Source organism: Aequorivita sp. 609 (assembly GCF_014212065.1).
In the GTDB taxonomy this organism is placed as follows: Bacteria; Bacteroidota; Bacteroidia; order Flavobacteriales; family Flavobacteriaceae; genus Aequorivita; species Aequorivita sinensis.
This window is the reverse complement of record NZ_JACJVM010000018.1, coordinates 1-14474: the sequence shown is the minus strand read 5'-3', so window position 1 is coordinate 14474 and position 14474 is coordinate 1. Positions and strand designations below refer to the sequence as shown.

Genomic DNA, 14474 nt, shown 5'->3' with positions numbered 1-14474 from the left:
GAAAGACTTCACCCTATAATTCTAATGAAAAGATTAAAGCAAAGAATTAGAATAAACTTCTAATAATTTCTTCTATACTTAAGCCCTCAGCCTCTGCTTTATAATTTTTTATTAGTCGGTGTCTTAAGATTCCGATAGCAGCTTTCTGAACATCTTCAATGTCTGGAGAGTATTTTCCATTTAAAGCGGCATTCGATTTTGCTGCTAAAATTAGGTTTTGTGAAGCTCTAGGTCCTGCTCCCCAATCGACGTAATTTTTTACAATTTCAGGTGCAGACGGACTATTCGGTCTCGTTTTTCCAACTAGTCCAACAGCGTATTCAATAACGTTATCGGCAACAGGAATTCTTCTAATTAGCTGTTGAAAATCGATAATTTCTTGAGCTGTAAACAGTGCATTTACACTTTGGTTTACACCAGCGGTAGTTTGCTTTACAACTTCTACTTCCTCAGCAAATGAAGGGTATTCTAAGTTAATCGCAAACATAAAACGGTCTAATTGCGCTTCAGGTAAGGGATAGGTTCCTTCCTGTTCAATTGGGTTTTGTGTAGCGAGTACAAAATAAGGTAAATCTAATTTATAGTGATGTCCGGCCACAGTTACAGCGCGTTCTTGCATTGCTTCTAAAAGTGCTGCTTGTGTTTTCGGCGGAGTTCTATTAATCTCATCTGCAAGAATAATATTTGCAAATATTGGACCTTTGATAAACTTAAACTCACGGTCTTTATCCAATATTTCTGAACCTAGAATATCACTAGGCATTAAGTCTGGAGTAAATTGTATTCTTTTAAAGTTTAACCCAAGAGCTTCAGCAACAGTATTCACCAACAAGGTTTTTGCAAGCCCAGGAACACCGATAAGCAACGCATGACCGCCAGAAAATATGGAAAGCAATACTTGCTCTACCACTTCATCTTGACCTACTATTACTTTTTTAATTTCCTGCCTAAGGGCATTGTATTTTGAAACCAGTTGTTTTACGGCTGCTACGTCTGACATATTAAAAAATCATAAATTATTTTACCCAATCACCTGCGAAGTCACAATCTTGGTAATCTTCGTTGATGCTAATATAGGTACTTTTAATCTTTTCGTTCTGCCATTTGCTTATTACCTTGATTTGCTTTTCGCGTAATGCCAATTCTTTTATACGCTCGTAGTCTTTCGAATAGTCTGCAGTGTGTTCTTCAAAACGCTTGGTAACTGTAAGAATTTTCAAACTACTCTTACCTGTACGGTCACGATCTGTAAAAACTTTAGACACTTCACCGTCTTCAAGGTTGTACACCTTAGCACTAAGGGTAGGGTCCATTTTTGTTAAGTCGAATTTAGTATCGAAAGTAACTGGGTTTACTAATCGTCCTCCGTTATTGCGTGTTTCTTTATCGTCTGAATATTTTTGAGCTGCTTGAGCAAAAGTGATTTCTCCGGCTTCAATTTCAGCTCTAATTTCATCCATTCTTTTATGAGCTTCATCAATAGATTTTTGTGAAACTTCTGGGAATAATAAGATATGACGTACATCTACTTCTTGACCACGAATTTTTTCAACATAAAGAATATGATATCCAAATTCGGTTTCAAATGGCTCACTTACTTCTCCTTCTAACAATGAAAAAGCCTGATCTTTAAATTCTTTAGCCCAAGGTGAATCTCTTTTAACTCCTTCATATAGACCTCCTTTTGAAGCAGAACCTGGATCTTTAGAGTAAAGTACAGCCTTAGTAGAAAAACTTGCGTCGTTATCGATAATATCGGCACGCATAGCGTATAACTTAGCTATAACTTCATCTTTTGCTTGTTGCGTAATTTCAGGCTCAACTACTATTTGAGCAATTTCAATTTCAGCACTAAATACTGGACGCTCATCTTCTGGAATTGAAAAGAAGAATGTACGCACCTCTTCAGGAGTAATCTCAACTTTTTCAATTACCTTTTGCTGCATTAGGCTAGCTAATTTTATATTTTTATTTGCTTCAAAAAGCTCTCTTCTTAAATCTGCAATATTGTCTTTACGGTAATAAGCAGCAACTTTTTCTTCACTCCCTAGCTCCGAAACCATATACTGTAATTGCTGGTCTATCATCCCATTTATTTCGGCATCAGCAACCATAATACTGTCTTGTTTAGCTTGATGAGCATAAAGCTTGTCTTCCATTAGCTTCCCCATTAACTGGCAACGGCTCACATCTTCAACAGACATACCTTGCGACTTCATTTCAACATAAGCTTTATCTATATCGCTATCCAAAATAATGTGCTCGCCTACTACTGCGCTAACGCCTTCGGCTTTAAATCGTTTAAACGGTACTATTGTATCTTTTTTAAGAGCTTGACTCACTACAAGCGAATCGTTACTTTTTACAACTCCGCTGCTATCCGGCTCCAATACTGTTTGGCCGTAAATCATTGGTGTGCATAAAAGGAATAGTAATAAGAATTTATTCATTGGTGTAAATTTCAAAGTTTTTTGTTTCTATAGCGTCTTTAGTAATATCGGCTTCAAACTTTTTTATAAGTTCAAGCTTTCTTTTGTTGAGAATAATCTGCTTTAAAGTAGGTTTAATGTATGATAGTGGTGGTGTATCATTGGGATTGAGTACATCTTCAATTTTCACCAAATATACCCCCAAAGAATCTTGTAATTGTACAAAATTTGATTTTTTTAACACTTGCTCATTAATTCCTTTTAAAACAGGTAAAACATTGAGTAGCATTTGTTTTTTAATCCAAACCGAGTCATTAAAATTACTTGAAACAAATCTGTAATTTTCGGTAGTCAATGACTTTTTATCTTTTTTATCGTAGCGTGATAATTTCTGTTTCACCTCTTGTACTCCATCGTATTCGGGAGGTAGATGTATGTATCTTAATTTTACCAATAAATCTTTTAGTCTAAAATTATCGATGTTTGTAGAGTAATAAATTCTATAATCCTCTTCAGTTATCACACTATCTATTTGTTTACCAACAACAGCTCCTTTATAGCTTTCGGTTAACAAATCGTTTTTATATTCCTCAACCAATTTATCAAATTGCTGAAGCTTATCCGGTGATAAATTAATTTTAGCTTGTTCGATAAGCAATTGTTGAGTTGCCCAACGATTGATATAATTATTGACAATTAAAATACTATCTTCTTTTGAAGAGTTTTCTGGAACTAAACTTTCAACCTCACTTAAATATAGGTAGTTGTCGTTAACTCTAGCTACAACGTTTTCCTCTGTTGGTTTTTCAAAGTAATTGCAGCCCGTGAAAACGGATGATAATATGAGAGAAAAAAGAATTGTTCTTATCACTTAAGCTCTTTTTTAATACGCTTTAAGGCTTTTTTATTTACTTGAACATTATACTTAGCACGTAAAGTTTTATTCCACTCCTGCTCTAAATGATTTTGATAATCACTTAAAACTCTACCTTTTACTTCATCTAAAGGCTTTATACTAGGAGCTAAGATATCTTTTACATTTACAACTATATACGAATCGTTACTCTCGTAAATATCCGACACACCTTTTTTAGCGGTAATATTTTTAGGTAAATCATCAGCGTCAACTTCAAAAGTACCAGTTGAAGCTAATACCTTTACTTCTTCATTTTTATTTATTTCAGATTTTATTTCATCAATAGACTTGTTGTTTTTCAACATCGCTTGAATTTCTTGAGCTACCTTCTTAGAAGTTGCCGAATAGATTTCAGCATCTAAGCGTTGTTTCCAAGTGTAATTGCTTTTTGTTTTATCATAAAACTCCTTCAGACCAACGGTATCAGTTTTAGCTTTTTGCCAGATATTTTTATTCATCACATCAAAAATCAAAAGCCCATTTCGGTATTCATCTAAAACAGCTGCATACGCTTCATTTTCATCTTCTAATTTGTCTTTAAAGTAATCTGTTAAACTTACGTTCACAAATTCTTCATATAAACTGTTTAATAAAAGAGTTTTATCTTTAAAAGCTCTAGTAGATTTTTGACGATAAGAAATATAAGTAGCAAAATCTGAATACTTTAAATCTTTATCACCAATTGTAAACAACACCTTATCGTCTTCTGGTTTTATCTCTTCACCTTCCCATCTTCTATTGAAGACATCTTTTGAAACATAATTATCAAAAAACGGCAAATAATCTACACCTTCTTTAAAACCATATTTATCTTTAATTTTCTTATTTACTGCGTGATATACTACTTTAGATCTATCGCCACCCTCTACTTTTTTATCAAGCGTTTCTTTTTGGCTTTCGTAGCTTTCTTCTGGAATAATATTTCTCAATTTGATGATATGCCATCCAAACTCAGATTTTACAGGCTTACTTAATTCACCTGGAGTTTTAAGTTTGTATGCAGCTGCTTCAAATTCTGGTGCCTTAAGATCGCCTCTAGTGAATGGCTTTAATTCGCCACCTTTATTTCCAGAACCCCTATCGTCTGAGTATTGTTTTGCCAAACTCTCAAAAGACTCCCCTTGCTCTAGAAGTTTATAAATTTCCTGAATACGCTCTTGAGGATCAAAATTGCGTTCTTTTCTTTTGTCGGAAATCATTATATGACTTACTTCAATTTTTGGAGCTCTTTCTCTTCTATCGTTTATTTTTATAAGGTGATACCCAAACTGAGTTCTAACTATATTTGAAATCTCTCCTGTTTTAGTATTGTAAGCTTCTGTTTCGAAAGGATAAACCATTTGGAAAACCGAGAAGTAACCCAAATCTCCACCACTTACTGAAGCATTAGGTTCTTCAGAATGTTTTTTGGCTAATTCGGTGAAATCTTCACCTTTTAAAGCGCGCTCGCGAATCCTCTTTAATTTATTATAAGCAGCCAATGTATCTTGTGGCATTGCATCAAAATCAACAAGAATTAAAATATGAGAAGCATTAATTTCTTCTTTACCTCTTTCGTAGGCTTCCTTAGACAATTCATCAGTAATTTGATCTTTTGCTAAATACTGTCTTGAAAGTTGATCGCGATATTGAGAAAGCTCTCTTACGTAGGATTGATCTTGATCTAAACCTTGTGCACGGGCTTCAGCAACTTTTAATTTATAATCTATAAATAACTCCAAGTAGCCGTCGACATCTTTTTGAGATTCGTCCTGAACAAGATCTAAGTTTTTCTTATAAACACGATTAAATTCTTTTACATAAACAGGAGAACCATCTATCGTTAGAAGTTCATCTTTTTTACTTTGTGCAAAAACTGTCGTCGCGCTTAAAAAAGCTAAAAGACATACGGTAAGAAATTTTCTCATTATTATTGAATTATTGTTTTAAATGAAGTTATGCCTATACAAATATTTTGGCTTACAAATGTGCGAAAATAGCAAAAACCTACGTGAACTCACACCCAAAAGCAAACGAATTTATCGGCAATATAGTGTCTTCGATAATAAAATAAATACAAAAAACACTTAACTTGCATTGGTCTTAAAATTTAGATTTTAAATTTTAAAAAAAGTATTTGAGATCTATAAAAAACAAACGAATGAATGAAAGAGTAAAACTTATCTGGGATTTTCGCGGCCCTAACGCCGAACAAACAGCAAAACACCACACTATACATCTATCTGAATTTGCACAGATGGAAAATCTCAACAATCCAATAATAGGCCAAGAGGAACTTTCAAAAATGCATCACACGGCATATATGGTTGTTGATAAAGATTTAATGAATTCTTTGAGAGAAACACTAAAACCTACCCGTGGACAGTATTACGATGAAGCATAAGTGTTAATCCTGATGCATTAAATTAAGATAAATTTAGCGTACTCTAATTCTATCATTTAGGGTTATTTGTAAATTTTATAGTAATATTGCCCTCTAAATAATTAATTATAAACGAGATGAAATTTTTAAAAATTGCCGTTTTCTTTATTAGTCTTTCCACTTTTGCACAAGGAAAAGTAGGTGCTGTAGACATAGAGTATATACTTTCAAAAATGCCAGAACTTACTTCTGTACAAACTGAAATGGAAACTTACGGAAAGTCTTTAGACGTAGATTTAAACAAAAAAATAGACGAATACAAAGCGCTTCTTGAAGAGTATAAAAAAGATGAAGCTACATTTTCAGCTGAAAAGAAGAAAGAAAAACAAACAGCTTTGCTAGCATTAGATAACGATATTCAAAAGTTTCAGCAAAACGGGGCAAAACTTATGGAAATAAGGCGACAAGAAGCTTTAAAACCATTATACGCTAAAATAGGTCAAGCGCTAGAAAAAGTAGCTAAACAACAAGGCTATACTCAAGTAACTAGAGCAACGCAAGACATAGTATATTTAGACCCGGCTTACGACCTTACAGTTCCAATTTTATTAGAACTTGGCATTTCAGTAACTGCTGAAGAAGCCGAAGGAAACTAATTTTTTTATCATTTAAATTTTAAAAAGGTGAGGTCAATAACTTCACCTTTTTTTATTGATAATATTTTTTGCAAGTAGTGTTGGTCTTGTTGGAGTAATACCAAATAATATTAAAAACAAAAGACACTAGGGTTTCCTAGTGTCTTTTATTTTTAATTTATATATATTGAAAATATTATCTGCTATAGTTAGGAGCTTCTTTAGTAATAGTTACATCATGAGGATGGCTTTCTGTAACCCCTGAAGATGTTATTTTAACGAATTTTCCATTTTCTTTTAGAAACTCAACATCTTTTGCACCGCAATATCCCATACCAGCGCGAAGACCTCCAATAAACTGAGTCATACTTTCAACTAACTCACCTTTATATGGTACACGTCCTACAATTCCTTCTGGCACTAATTTTTTAATATCATCTTCTACATCTTGGAAGTAGCGGTCCTTACTACCTTGTTTCATAGCTTCCACAGAACCCATTCCTCGGTATGACTTGTATTTTCTTCCTTCATAGATAATTGTTTCCCCTGGAGATTCTTTAGTTCCTGCTAATAGCGAACCTAACATTACAGAATCTGCACCGGCAGCCAATGCTTTAGGAATATCGCCTGTATAACGTATTCCACCATCTGCAATCACAGGTACACCTGTTCCTTTTAAAGCTGCAGCAACTTCTAAAACTGCTGAAAACTGTGGAAAACCAACTCCTGCAACTACTCTTGTAGTACATATTGAACCTGGTCCGATACCAACTTTTACAGCGTCTGCCCCTGCCTCAACTAAGTACAATGCAGCTTCTGGCGTTGCAATGTTTCCAACTACTACATCTAAATCTGGAAACTTTTCTTTTACTTTTTTCAAAACATCCACCACACCTTTTGTATGCCCGTGAGCTGTATCGATAATTACAGCATCAACTTGAGCATTTACCAAAGCTTCTGCTCTATCTACTGCATCAGGTGTTACGCCTAAAGCTGCTGCTACGCGAAGTCTTCCGTATTGATCTTTATTAGCACTTGGTTTTTGGGTAAGTTTTGTTATATCTCTAAAGGTGATTAACCCTAAAAGTTTTCCTGAATCATCTACAACAGGAAGCTTTTCAATTTTGTTTTGCTGAAGAATTATCTCTGCTTGTTTTAGTGAAGTTCCTTGCGCAACTGTCACTAAATTTTCTGAGGTCATAACTTCAGATAACGGACGTTTCAAGTCTTTTTCAAAACGCAAATCACGATTTGTTACTATTCCGATAAGTAATCCTGCTTCATCAGTAATAGGTATCCCACCAATACTGTATTCACGCATTGTTTTTTGAGCATCTCCTACGTTATTTTCTTTTTGAAGCGTAACTGGATCTATAATCATTCCGCTTTCCGCACGCTTAACTTTTCTTACTTCGGCAGCCTGCTGCTCAATGGTCATATTTTTATGAAGAACACCAATTCCTCCCTCTCTAGCCATAGCAATTGCCATAGCGCTTTCAGTAACGGTATCCATAGCTGCAGAAACTATTGGAACGTTAAGTGTAATATTTCTAGAAAATTTGGTGGTTATTGAAACCTCACGAGGTAAAACTTCAGAATATGCGGGCACTAAAAGTACGTCGTCATAAGTAAGGCCTTCTCCAAGAATTTTGTTGTTGTGTGCAGTCATTGCAATTAATTTAATTTCCGAGGCTAAACTGAAGTGACAGAATCGGAATGTAGTTATGTTTTAATTGCGTGCAAATATACGGTAAAATAATTAAAATTTATTATTTCTGAAATCTTTTATGACATCAAATTTAGCATTGCGATACGCTCAAAATTTCGAAAAAATAAGGTTATTTTTTAGACACAAATAATTGCATCAAAATGGCTACCGCGGCAATTATATAAACCAAAGTCATTAAGGTGCCCGATAACATCACAATCCATTTCATCCACAACATACCTTTCCACATAAAATATATCCCTCCAAAAGTTAAAATGATAGAAACAAAAGGTTCAATCATTAAAAATGATTTCAATTTTACAGGCAAGGAGGTTATAGCAACCAAAACACCTAATATTAAGAATATAAATGAAATAGATAATATATGCGTGTGTAATATAGTAAGCATCTCACGCTCACTTTTTTTAAATTTCATCACAGCTGCATCTTCAACATCCTCATTACCGAGGTAGTTTTCTACAAGTCCCTTAGTATCTGTAGAATCTGTTTGACGAACAAAATTTAAACCTGTGAAATATCCTACGCTTAATACAATAACAAAAGCTGCTATAAATTGTTTTACGTATCGAGGAAGATTATGAATTTGGCCGTGAAGTTGCATTTAGAGTTTTATAGATTTTTGAAGAATAGCTATACTTTTTAATAAAGAATTTATTTCGGTAGTTAACGATTTAACCGAAATTGTAGCTCCACTTATTGGAATAATATTACGGTTGTAAACAAGTTCTTCTGTTGTTGGCGATGCCCCAATAAACTGCTTCAACCATCTTTTACTGCTAATTTCCCCTCCGTGTTCTTCGCGATAAATAAGCACTTTACTTTTAGTTACAACGAAGTTTTTATCAAATAAAACTAGATAATCAAAAGTAGCCGTTTTACTTGGTGCGTTACCTATATATCCATATCCTAGAAATTTACCTCCAGATAGAATTTTAAAAAGGTTTTCATTACCAAACTCCGACATTGTTTTAGCATTTAAATCCTTTGAAACAGCAATTGTTTCTTTTGCAAAATTTTCTGTATTGTAAAATTTTGCAATTTCCTTATCTGCTTTACGTTCCACATTCTCAGGAATTGAAAAAGCAACCGAAGTTAACGCTATAACAAATAAAATAAACGACCTTAATATCATCAGTTTAATATTATTAATTTAAAGAAAACAATACCCTTCCTCTTTATATTTAGTTTGGTTGAGTTTCAACCGATTTTCCCTTAGAAAATTAGTAAAGAGCAAAGGTATTGAATTCAAATTCTTATGTTGAAATTAATTTAATAAATACTTAGTTCATATAGGTTTTAGAACCAAACGCCAATTCCAAAATTAAGTTGATTCTTTACGTCAGCTCCATCAACTGCATTATCTTTTATTTGATAATCTCCTTTTACAACTACACCATTTGCAATGTGATAGGATAGTCCTGCAGTTATATCTTGACGGTTATATGCATCATTTCTCACCAAAGTACCTTCTGTGCTAGCGTGAGTATCATAATGTTCGTAACGAGCAAAAGCATATAATTTTTGTTTAGCAGTCATAGGTAGTAAATTATAAGCACCTTCTACGTAATATCCCATAAGAGCACTTCCTAAATCTTTACCTGTAAGCGCGTTGTATTTATCGGTATCTGAAAGCGATGCATACACAAACTCTCCGCGCGCAGTAAACTTACGGAAGGCGTAACGCACATCAAATCCAACCATAGAGATACCAATGTTTGCACCATCTAAATCCTCAACCTTATCATCTGCCTGCGTTTTACCAAAATATCCCGCTAAGCCGAAACGCAATCCAGGAATACCGTAATAATCAACTTTTGCCGATAGTGTTGGGCTATCTACAGTAGACTTAATTCCTTTTTGACGACCACCTCTAAGACCATCCTTACCTTTTAAAAATCCTTTTACACCGCCATCACTATCGAAGGCTGTAGATTTAAAACCATTAAATATATACGCCTGATATCCTAGTGAATATTCAGGTATACGTCCAGTTACTCCAACCCCAAGTTCACGCCAAGTAGTAGGTACTATATCGTGATCTACTGCAGGTCTGCTTGTTCCATTAAAGGTAGTAGGCTCGTGAAATTCGTTGATAATCCCCATTGGAACCAACATAAGTCCTCCACGTAAATTAACATTATTGCTAATTGCATAATTTACGAAAGCTTGCTCCACATAGATTTCTTCCACATGTTCAACTTCTATTTCCGTGATAAACTGTGTTTTTTCATCAAACTTATACCCTAAAAGGAGTACTAGTCGATGAACATCTAAGGTTCCGTTGTCGCCCTCTGGCTGATTGTATACCATTTCACCATATCCTCCAATAGTCACAGCACCTCCAGAATTACCTGAAAGGATTCGTTGTGAAGCGTTTTCTTTCTGTTCCGAATTGGTAGGAATAGAATCTTGAACTGTTTGTGCAAAGGATATTGTGAAAAAAAATAAAAATACGAGTGAAGTAATTGCTTTCATCAAATGTTATTTAGACTGAATTAAAATAGATTAAAATTTCAGCCGCAAAAATAAATGAGAAAATAAAACCTCGCAAAATTATTTAGAACTATTTTAAATAAGTTTTGAAAAAAGTTTTTCCCTAAAGCAAGAACTTAAAAAGACTTCTAATTAGCTTATTTAGAATTAGTTATTTTTTAGATTTTAAATAAGAAACAATTGCTTTGCGAATATCTGCTGCATTTTCTTTTTCAGAAGGGGTATATACTTTCACCACACCTTTATTATCTGGAGTTAAAAATGGAATATCTAGCCCTTTCATAAGAAAGTCACTTATTGCAATTGTATAGCGAAGTTTAGGATTTATAGGAGTCCCTCCAACTAACCAGTTACCTTTAGAGTCCTGAGTAAAATTATATCTTTGTAAATATGCTCCTGATCCTTTTTGATTATTCCCGTATTCTAAAACTTCAGTTAATAGACTTCCTCTAATTTGAACTTTTAGCACACTCCCTCCAAAGGGTAGCACTCTAAAAATGTCTGTGCTTGTAATATTTCCTTGCAAATTATCGTCGATACGTATGGATCCTCCATTAACAATTGCACCCGCTACTTTATTATTATACGCATGTGCCATTGATCTCGTTATTATATCTCCAAGGTTGGTTTGCTTACTCCTATTTGCATCATCTGTCCCGTCTAGCATTTCATCGGCTTTATAAATAACGTCGTAAGGAGAATCAACAACTTCCTTTAATTTATTATCCAACAATTCTTCCCATTTTTTCACCACTCGCTCTACTTTAGGAGCCGATGGCACATCGCTGCCTACAAAAACCAATTCAGAAGCTACAGATAACATTTTCGTTCTTAGATTGTATATAAGGGTGTGGACATATACCGTTTTTGCATTTGCATCGGCCTTTGTTATAATAGTTCTACCTTCTTTTAACAACATATTAAAATGTTCGTGCCCTCCCATTATTAGAGGTAAATTCCTTAAAAGCCTAGCTATTTCTAGATCTTCTTCAATAGATACATGCGTTAAGCCTACCACAAAATCCGATTTTTTTATGGCTTCATTATACGCTCTTTTAGAACTTTCATAAATATTTTCATAAGAAACAAACTCCTTCGGATTTGAAGGAAGGGTAACCCCAAAAACAGCAAATTGAATTTGATTTCCTTCTTCATCATGCGCCGGAAATGTTACATAGTCGGAAATTGGTGCATTAGTATACTCCAATTTTGTTGTAAACGGACTTACTTTTTCTTCTGTAGCATGCCGTACATTTGCTGATGTCCATTTAAACTTCGATTCATCCAATCTTTGTTGTAATTCCGATTCACTTAAATCGAATTCATGATTTCCAAAGGTCACCAAATCTATTTCCATAGCATTTAGCACATCCACCATATGTTTACCGTTTATCGTTTCCCCCTCGTGTTTTAAAGTTCCAAGAAGAGAAGGATTTAAAAAGTCTCCAGCAAGAAACATAAATGTATTAGGAAAATCCTTTTTGATAGAATCGCGTATATATGCTACTCTTGCTAGCCCTCCATACTCACCACCATTGAGTGGAGAAATTTCGTAAACATCGTTAATTTGAATAAATTTTAAGGTAACCGCACCCGCACCTTGTATAGGATCTTCCTTTGGAATTGTGTTAATTATTGAACACCCAGAGCAAAGAATCGCAAGAAGAAAAGAAAATAGTAAAGTTTTTTTCATCTGTAATAAATATTAAATTAAAATGTAAAAAGCTTTAGCTTAACAAATTACAATAATTCAGTTTAAATTAAGCTTTATTTATTAATGATATTTAGTAAAAATTTTAGTAGCTTCATTATATGCGCTTTCAAAAGACATAGGATTTATGTTACTCGAAATCTTTTCAGTTGTAAAATAACTTAACATTTTTTCGGTAGGCATATTTCCTGTTAACTCATCTTTTGCCATGGGACAACCGCCAAAGCCTTGAATAGCACCATCAAACCTTCTGCAGCCAGCCTCAAAAGCCGAGCTTATTTTTTCGTGCCATGCATTTGGGGTAGTATGCAAATGAGCACCAAATTCAATGTGAGGATATTTAGGGATCAAGTTACTAAATAAATATGAAATAATTTCAGGTGTAGAAGAACCAACTGTATCACTTAACGATAAAATCTTAACACCCATAGCAGAAAGCTTCTCTGTCCACTCTCCTACTATCTCGACATTCCAGGGATCGCCATAAGGATTTCCGAAGCCCATAGATAGGTAGGCAACAACTTCTTTGTTATTTTTATCTGCAATGTTTAGAATCTCACCTAACAATACTATCGACTCTTCAATAGTTTTATGGGTATTGCGCATCTGAAAATTTTCAGATATCGAAAAAGGATACCCTAAATATTGAATTTCTGGATGTTTTACAGCATCTTCTGCCCCGCGTAGATTTGCAATAATTGCTAACAATTTACTATTTGTAGCAGATAGATCTAACTGTGAAAGCACCGCGGCTGTATCCTGCATTTGCGGTATTGCTTTTGGCGAAACAAAGCTTCCAAAATCTATAGTATCGAAACCACATCGCAATAGTGATTGTATATACTTCACTTTTAGCTCGGTGGGAATCCATTCTTTGATGCCTTGCATCGCATCGCGCGGACATTCTATTATTTTTACTTCTTGCATTGGTCCAAAGATAGCTTTTGAATAAGTAAAAACGAAATTAGGAAAGCGAAAAAATGATAAATAAGAGAATCAACTCGGGTTTTTATTAAATAGGGAGGCTTCTCCCCGCTACTGCACGAAATGAAATTCGACCGAGCCAATCCTTTCGTGTGGTTTCCTGAAGTTTAATAAAAGCTTAACTCAGCAACCAAAATACTGAAAAACTATAAAATCTCTAATTTTTGCTTTCCAAAAAGAAACTATTTGTAGGTTCGAGATTGAATTTTAAGAAGGTGGAAAACCACGCGATGTTCACGAAGCTTCGGGAGTGCGGGAGAGGGGACTTTGCCACAAACTTATTAATCAAATGAACTAAACCTATTTTTAAAAATAAATTTTTTGCCCACGACTAAATAGTTTGCTCCACAAATTGGCTCTCCATATTTATCTAATTCTACTTTTATCGTTTTCTTTTTACAAGTTTTTGTGAAAAATTTATCAAGAATAGATAATTCAGAATGATCGGCTTCAATAATTGCTAATCTATTGCGGTAATAGAATATACCCCTAATTTTCAAAAGGTCCCATTCAACGGCAACATCAGTAATTAACTTGTTAGATGTAGCAAAGCTCAATATAATTGAATCATTATTATTTAAAAATTGTAAGTGGTATTGCATCTTTGATGTGTCAATATCCGTTTCATTAAAGCAAGTAAATATTTCACTATCAATAAATTTAGTTATCTCTTTTTTAGGAGTATAAACGATAGTTTCAAATTCGTACCAGTCATTTGAGGATTGTGCGAATGAAGAAAAAGGTGTTAGAGAAATAAGAAATAAAATAATAAATTTAGTATTCATAATAGTTTCCTCCGTAAAGTATTCTAAAAGTTGGTATTTGTTGGCTATTTATATTTGCATTTATTATATCCCACATATTGCTTATGTCTGATTGGCTAGCCCCCGCTGGTGCGCGATTGCATCTCAAATCCGCAACTGATTGTTAATAAAAACCGTAAAGCTTTAATGATTAAGGCTTTACGGTTTTATTGTAATCACCTAAATTGGTGATACTTAATTAGAAGTTATGAAGATATTAAAATCCAACGGAATCTCGGCCTTTGGGGGCTTAAATTTTGTAATTGAAGAACTCGATAATAAAGAAATAGGTAAGATTCTTAATGAAGCTCTGCCCAAATTGGGAGCCCAAAGTAAATATAACTGGAGAGATCTGCTCTATAGTTATTGGTCCGTCTTCTTCTGTGGTGGAGACTGCGCAGAAGATCTGTCG

General features: G+C 34.2%; 13 protein-coding genes and 1 pseudogene. 3 read left to right on the top strand and 11 right to left on the bottom strand.

Annotated features, from left to right (window positions below; all coding sequences use genetic code 11):
* Positions 1–46 precede the first annotated feature (46 nt).
* Genes H4O20_RS07660 through H4O20_RS07645 form a run of 4 tightly spaced genes read right to left on the bottom strand, consistent with a single transcriptional unit; the run spans position 47 to position 5252 of the window.
* A complete protein-coding gene (locus H4O20_RS07660) occupies positions 47–1000 on the bottom strand; it encodes a MoxR family ATPase (RefSeq protein ID WP_139856486.1) in 954 nt (317 codons plus the stop codon).
* A 16-nt stretch (positions 1001–1016) separates the two neighbouring features.
* On the bottom strand, positions 1017–2450 hold the full coding sequence (locus tag H4O20_RS07655) for a peptidylprolyl isomerase (protein ID WP_179951788.1): 1434 nt from the start codon (positions 2448–2450) through the stop codon (positions 1017–1019).
* On the bottom strand, positions 2443–3300 hold the full coding sequence (locus H4O20_RS07650; RefSeq protein ID WP_179951787.1) for a peptidyl-prolyl cis-trans isomerase: 858 nt from the start codon (positions 3298–3300) through the stop codon (positions 2443–2445). The genes H4O20_RS07655 and H4O20_RS07650 overlap by 8 nt, the downstream gene beginning before the upstream one ends.
* On the bottom strand, positions 3297–5252 hold the full coding sequence (locus H4O20_RS07645) for a peptidylprolyl isomerase (protein ID WP_185098820.1): 1956 nt from the start codon (positions 5250–5252) through the stop codon (positions 3297–3299). Before H4O20_RS07645 ends, H4O20_RS07650 begins: the two co-directional genes overlap by 4 nt.
* A gap of 233 nt (positions 5253–5485) precedes the next feature.
* On the opposite strand from H4O20_RS07645, the gene H4O20_RS07640 reads away from it, so the two are divergent.
* Complete coding sequence (locus tag H4O20_RS07640) at positions 5486–5728, top strand: hypothetical protein (RefSeq protein ID WP_139856484.1); 243 nt, start codon at positions 5486–5488, stop codon at positions 5726–5728.
* A 116-nt stretch (positions 5729–5844) separates the two neighbouring features.
* On the top strand, positions 5845–6363 hold the full coding sequence (locus tag H4O20_RS07635) for an OmpH family outer membrane protein (RefSeq protein WP_185098819.1): 519 nt from the start codon (positions 5845–5847) through the stop codon (positions 6361–6363).
* Between the two features lie 175 nt (positions 6364–6538).
* On the opposite strand, the gene guaB is transcribed toward H4O20_RS07635, so the two are convergent.
* From guaB to H4O20_RS07600, 7 genes are all read right to left on the bottom strand, one after another.
* Positions 6539–8011, bottom strand: a complete 1473-nt coding sequence (gene guaB / locus H4O20_RS07630; RefSeq protein ID WP_185098818.1) for an IMP dehydrogenase — start codon at positions 8009–8011, stop codon at positions 6539–6541.
* 169 nt (positions 8012–8180) lie between these two features.
* A complete protein-coding gene (locus tag H4O20_RS07625) occupies positions 8181–8672 on the bottom strand; it encodes a hypothetical protein (protein WP_139856481.1) in 492 nt (163 codons plus the stop codon).
* Positions 8673–9203, bottom strand: coding sequence for an FMN-binding protein (locus H4O20_RS07620; protein WP_139856480.1), 531 nt, complete (start codon positions 9201–9203; stop codon positions 8673–8675).
* Positions 9204–9367: 164 nt separating this feature from the next.
* On the bottom strand, positions 9368–10546 hold the full coding sequence (locus tag H4O20_RS07615; protein ID WP_185098817.1) for a hypothetical protein: 1179 nt from the start codon (positions 10544–10546) through the stop codon (positions 9368–9370).
* Positions 10547–10715: 169 nt separating this feature from the next.
* Positions 10716–12257: a bifunctional UDP-sugar hydrolase/5'-nucleotidase gene (locus H4O20_RS07610; RefSeq protein ID WP_185098816.1), complete on the bottom strand. Its 1542-nt coding sequence runs from the start codon at positions 12255–12257 to the stop codon at positions 10716–10718.
* Positions 12258–12338: 81 nt separating this feature from the next.
* Complete coding sequence (locus H4O20_RS07605; RefSeq protein ID WP_185098815.1) at positions 12339–13202, bottom strand: hydroxymethylglutaryl-CoA lyase; 864 nt, start codon at positions 13200–13202, stop codon at positions 12339–12341.
* Between the two features lie 338 nt (positions 13203–13540).
* Positions 13541–14044 (bottom strand): hypothetical protein, encoded by a 504-nt coding sequence (locus H4O20_RS07600; protein ID WP_185098814.1) that lies wholly within the window; start codon positions 14042–14044, stop codon positions 13541–13543.
* Positions 14045–14270: 226 nt separating this feature from the next.
* Here H4O20_RS07600 and H4O20_RS14980 point away from each other — a divergent pair.
* Positions 14271–14474 (top strand): annotated as a pseudogene (locus tag H4O20_RS14980) (hypothetical protein); the annotation flags it as partial.

Excerpts from the sequence above, each read along its gene's own strand:
- H4O20_RS07660 (WP_139856486.1), bottom strand. The coding sequence starts at position 1,000 with ATGTCAGACGTAGCAGCCGTAAAACAACTGGTTTCAAAATACAATGCC.
- H4O20_RS07655 (WP_179951788.1), bottom strand. The coding sequence starts at position 2,450 with ATGAATAAATTCTTATTACTATTCCTTTTATGCACACCAATGATTTAC.
- H4O20_RS07645 (WP_185098820.1), bottom strand. The coding sequence starts at position 5,252 with ATGAGAAAATTTCTTACCGTATGTCTTTTAGCTTTTTTAAGCGCGACG.
- H4O20_RS07640 (WP_139856484.1), top strand. The coding sequence starts at position 5,486 with ATGAATGAAAGAGTAAAACTTATCTGGGATTTTCGCGGCCCTAACGCC.
- H4O20_RS07635 (WP_185098819.1), top strand. The coding sequence starts at position 5,845 with ATGAAATTTTTAAAAATTGCCGTTTTCTTTATTAGTCTTTCCACTTTT.
- guaB (WP_185098818.1), bottom strand. The coding sequence starts at position 8,011 with ATGACTGCACACAACAACAAAATTCTTGGAGAAGGCCTTACTTATGAC.
- H4O20_RS07625 (WP_139856481.1), bottom strand. The coding sequence starts at position 8,672 with ATGCAACTTCACGGCCAAATTCATAATCTTCCTCGATACGTAAAACAA.
- H4O20_RS07620 (WP_139856480.1), bottom strand. The coding sequence starts at position 9,203 with ATGATATTAAGGTCGTTTATTTTATTTGTTATAGCGTTAACTTCGGTT.
- H4O20_RS07615 (WP_185098817.1), bottom strand. The coding sequence starts at position 10,546 with ATGAAAGCAATTACTTCACTCGTATTTTTATTTTTTTTCACAATATCC.
- H4O20_RS07610 (WP_185098816.1), bottom strand. The coding sequence starts at position 12,257 with ATGAAAAAAACTTTACTATTTTCTTTTCTTCTTGCGATTCTTTGCTCT.
- H4O20_RS07605 (WP_185098815.1), bottom strand. The coding sequence starts at position 13,202 with ATGCAAGAAGTAAAAATAATAGAATGTCCGCGCGATGCGATGCAAGGC.
- H4O20_RS07600 (WP_185098814.1), bottom strand. The coding sequence starts at position 14,044 with ATGAATACTAAATTTATTATTTTATTTCTTATTTCTCTAACACCTTTT.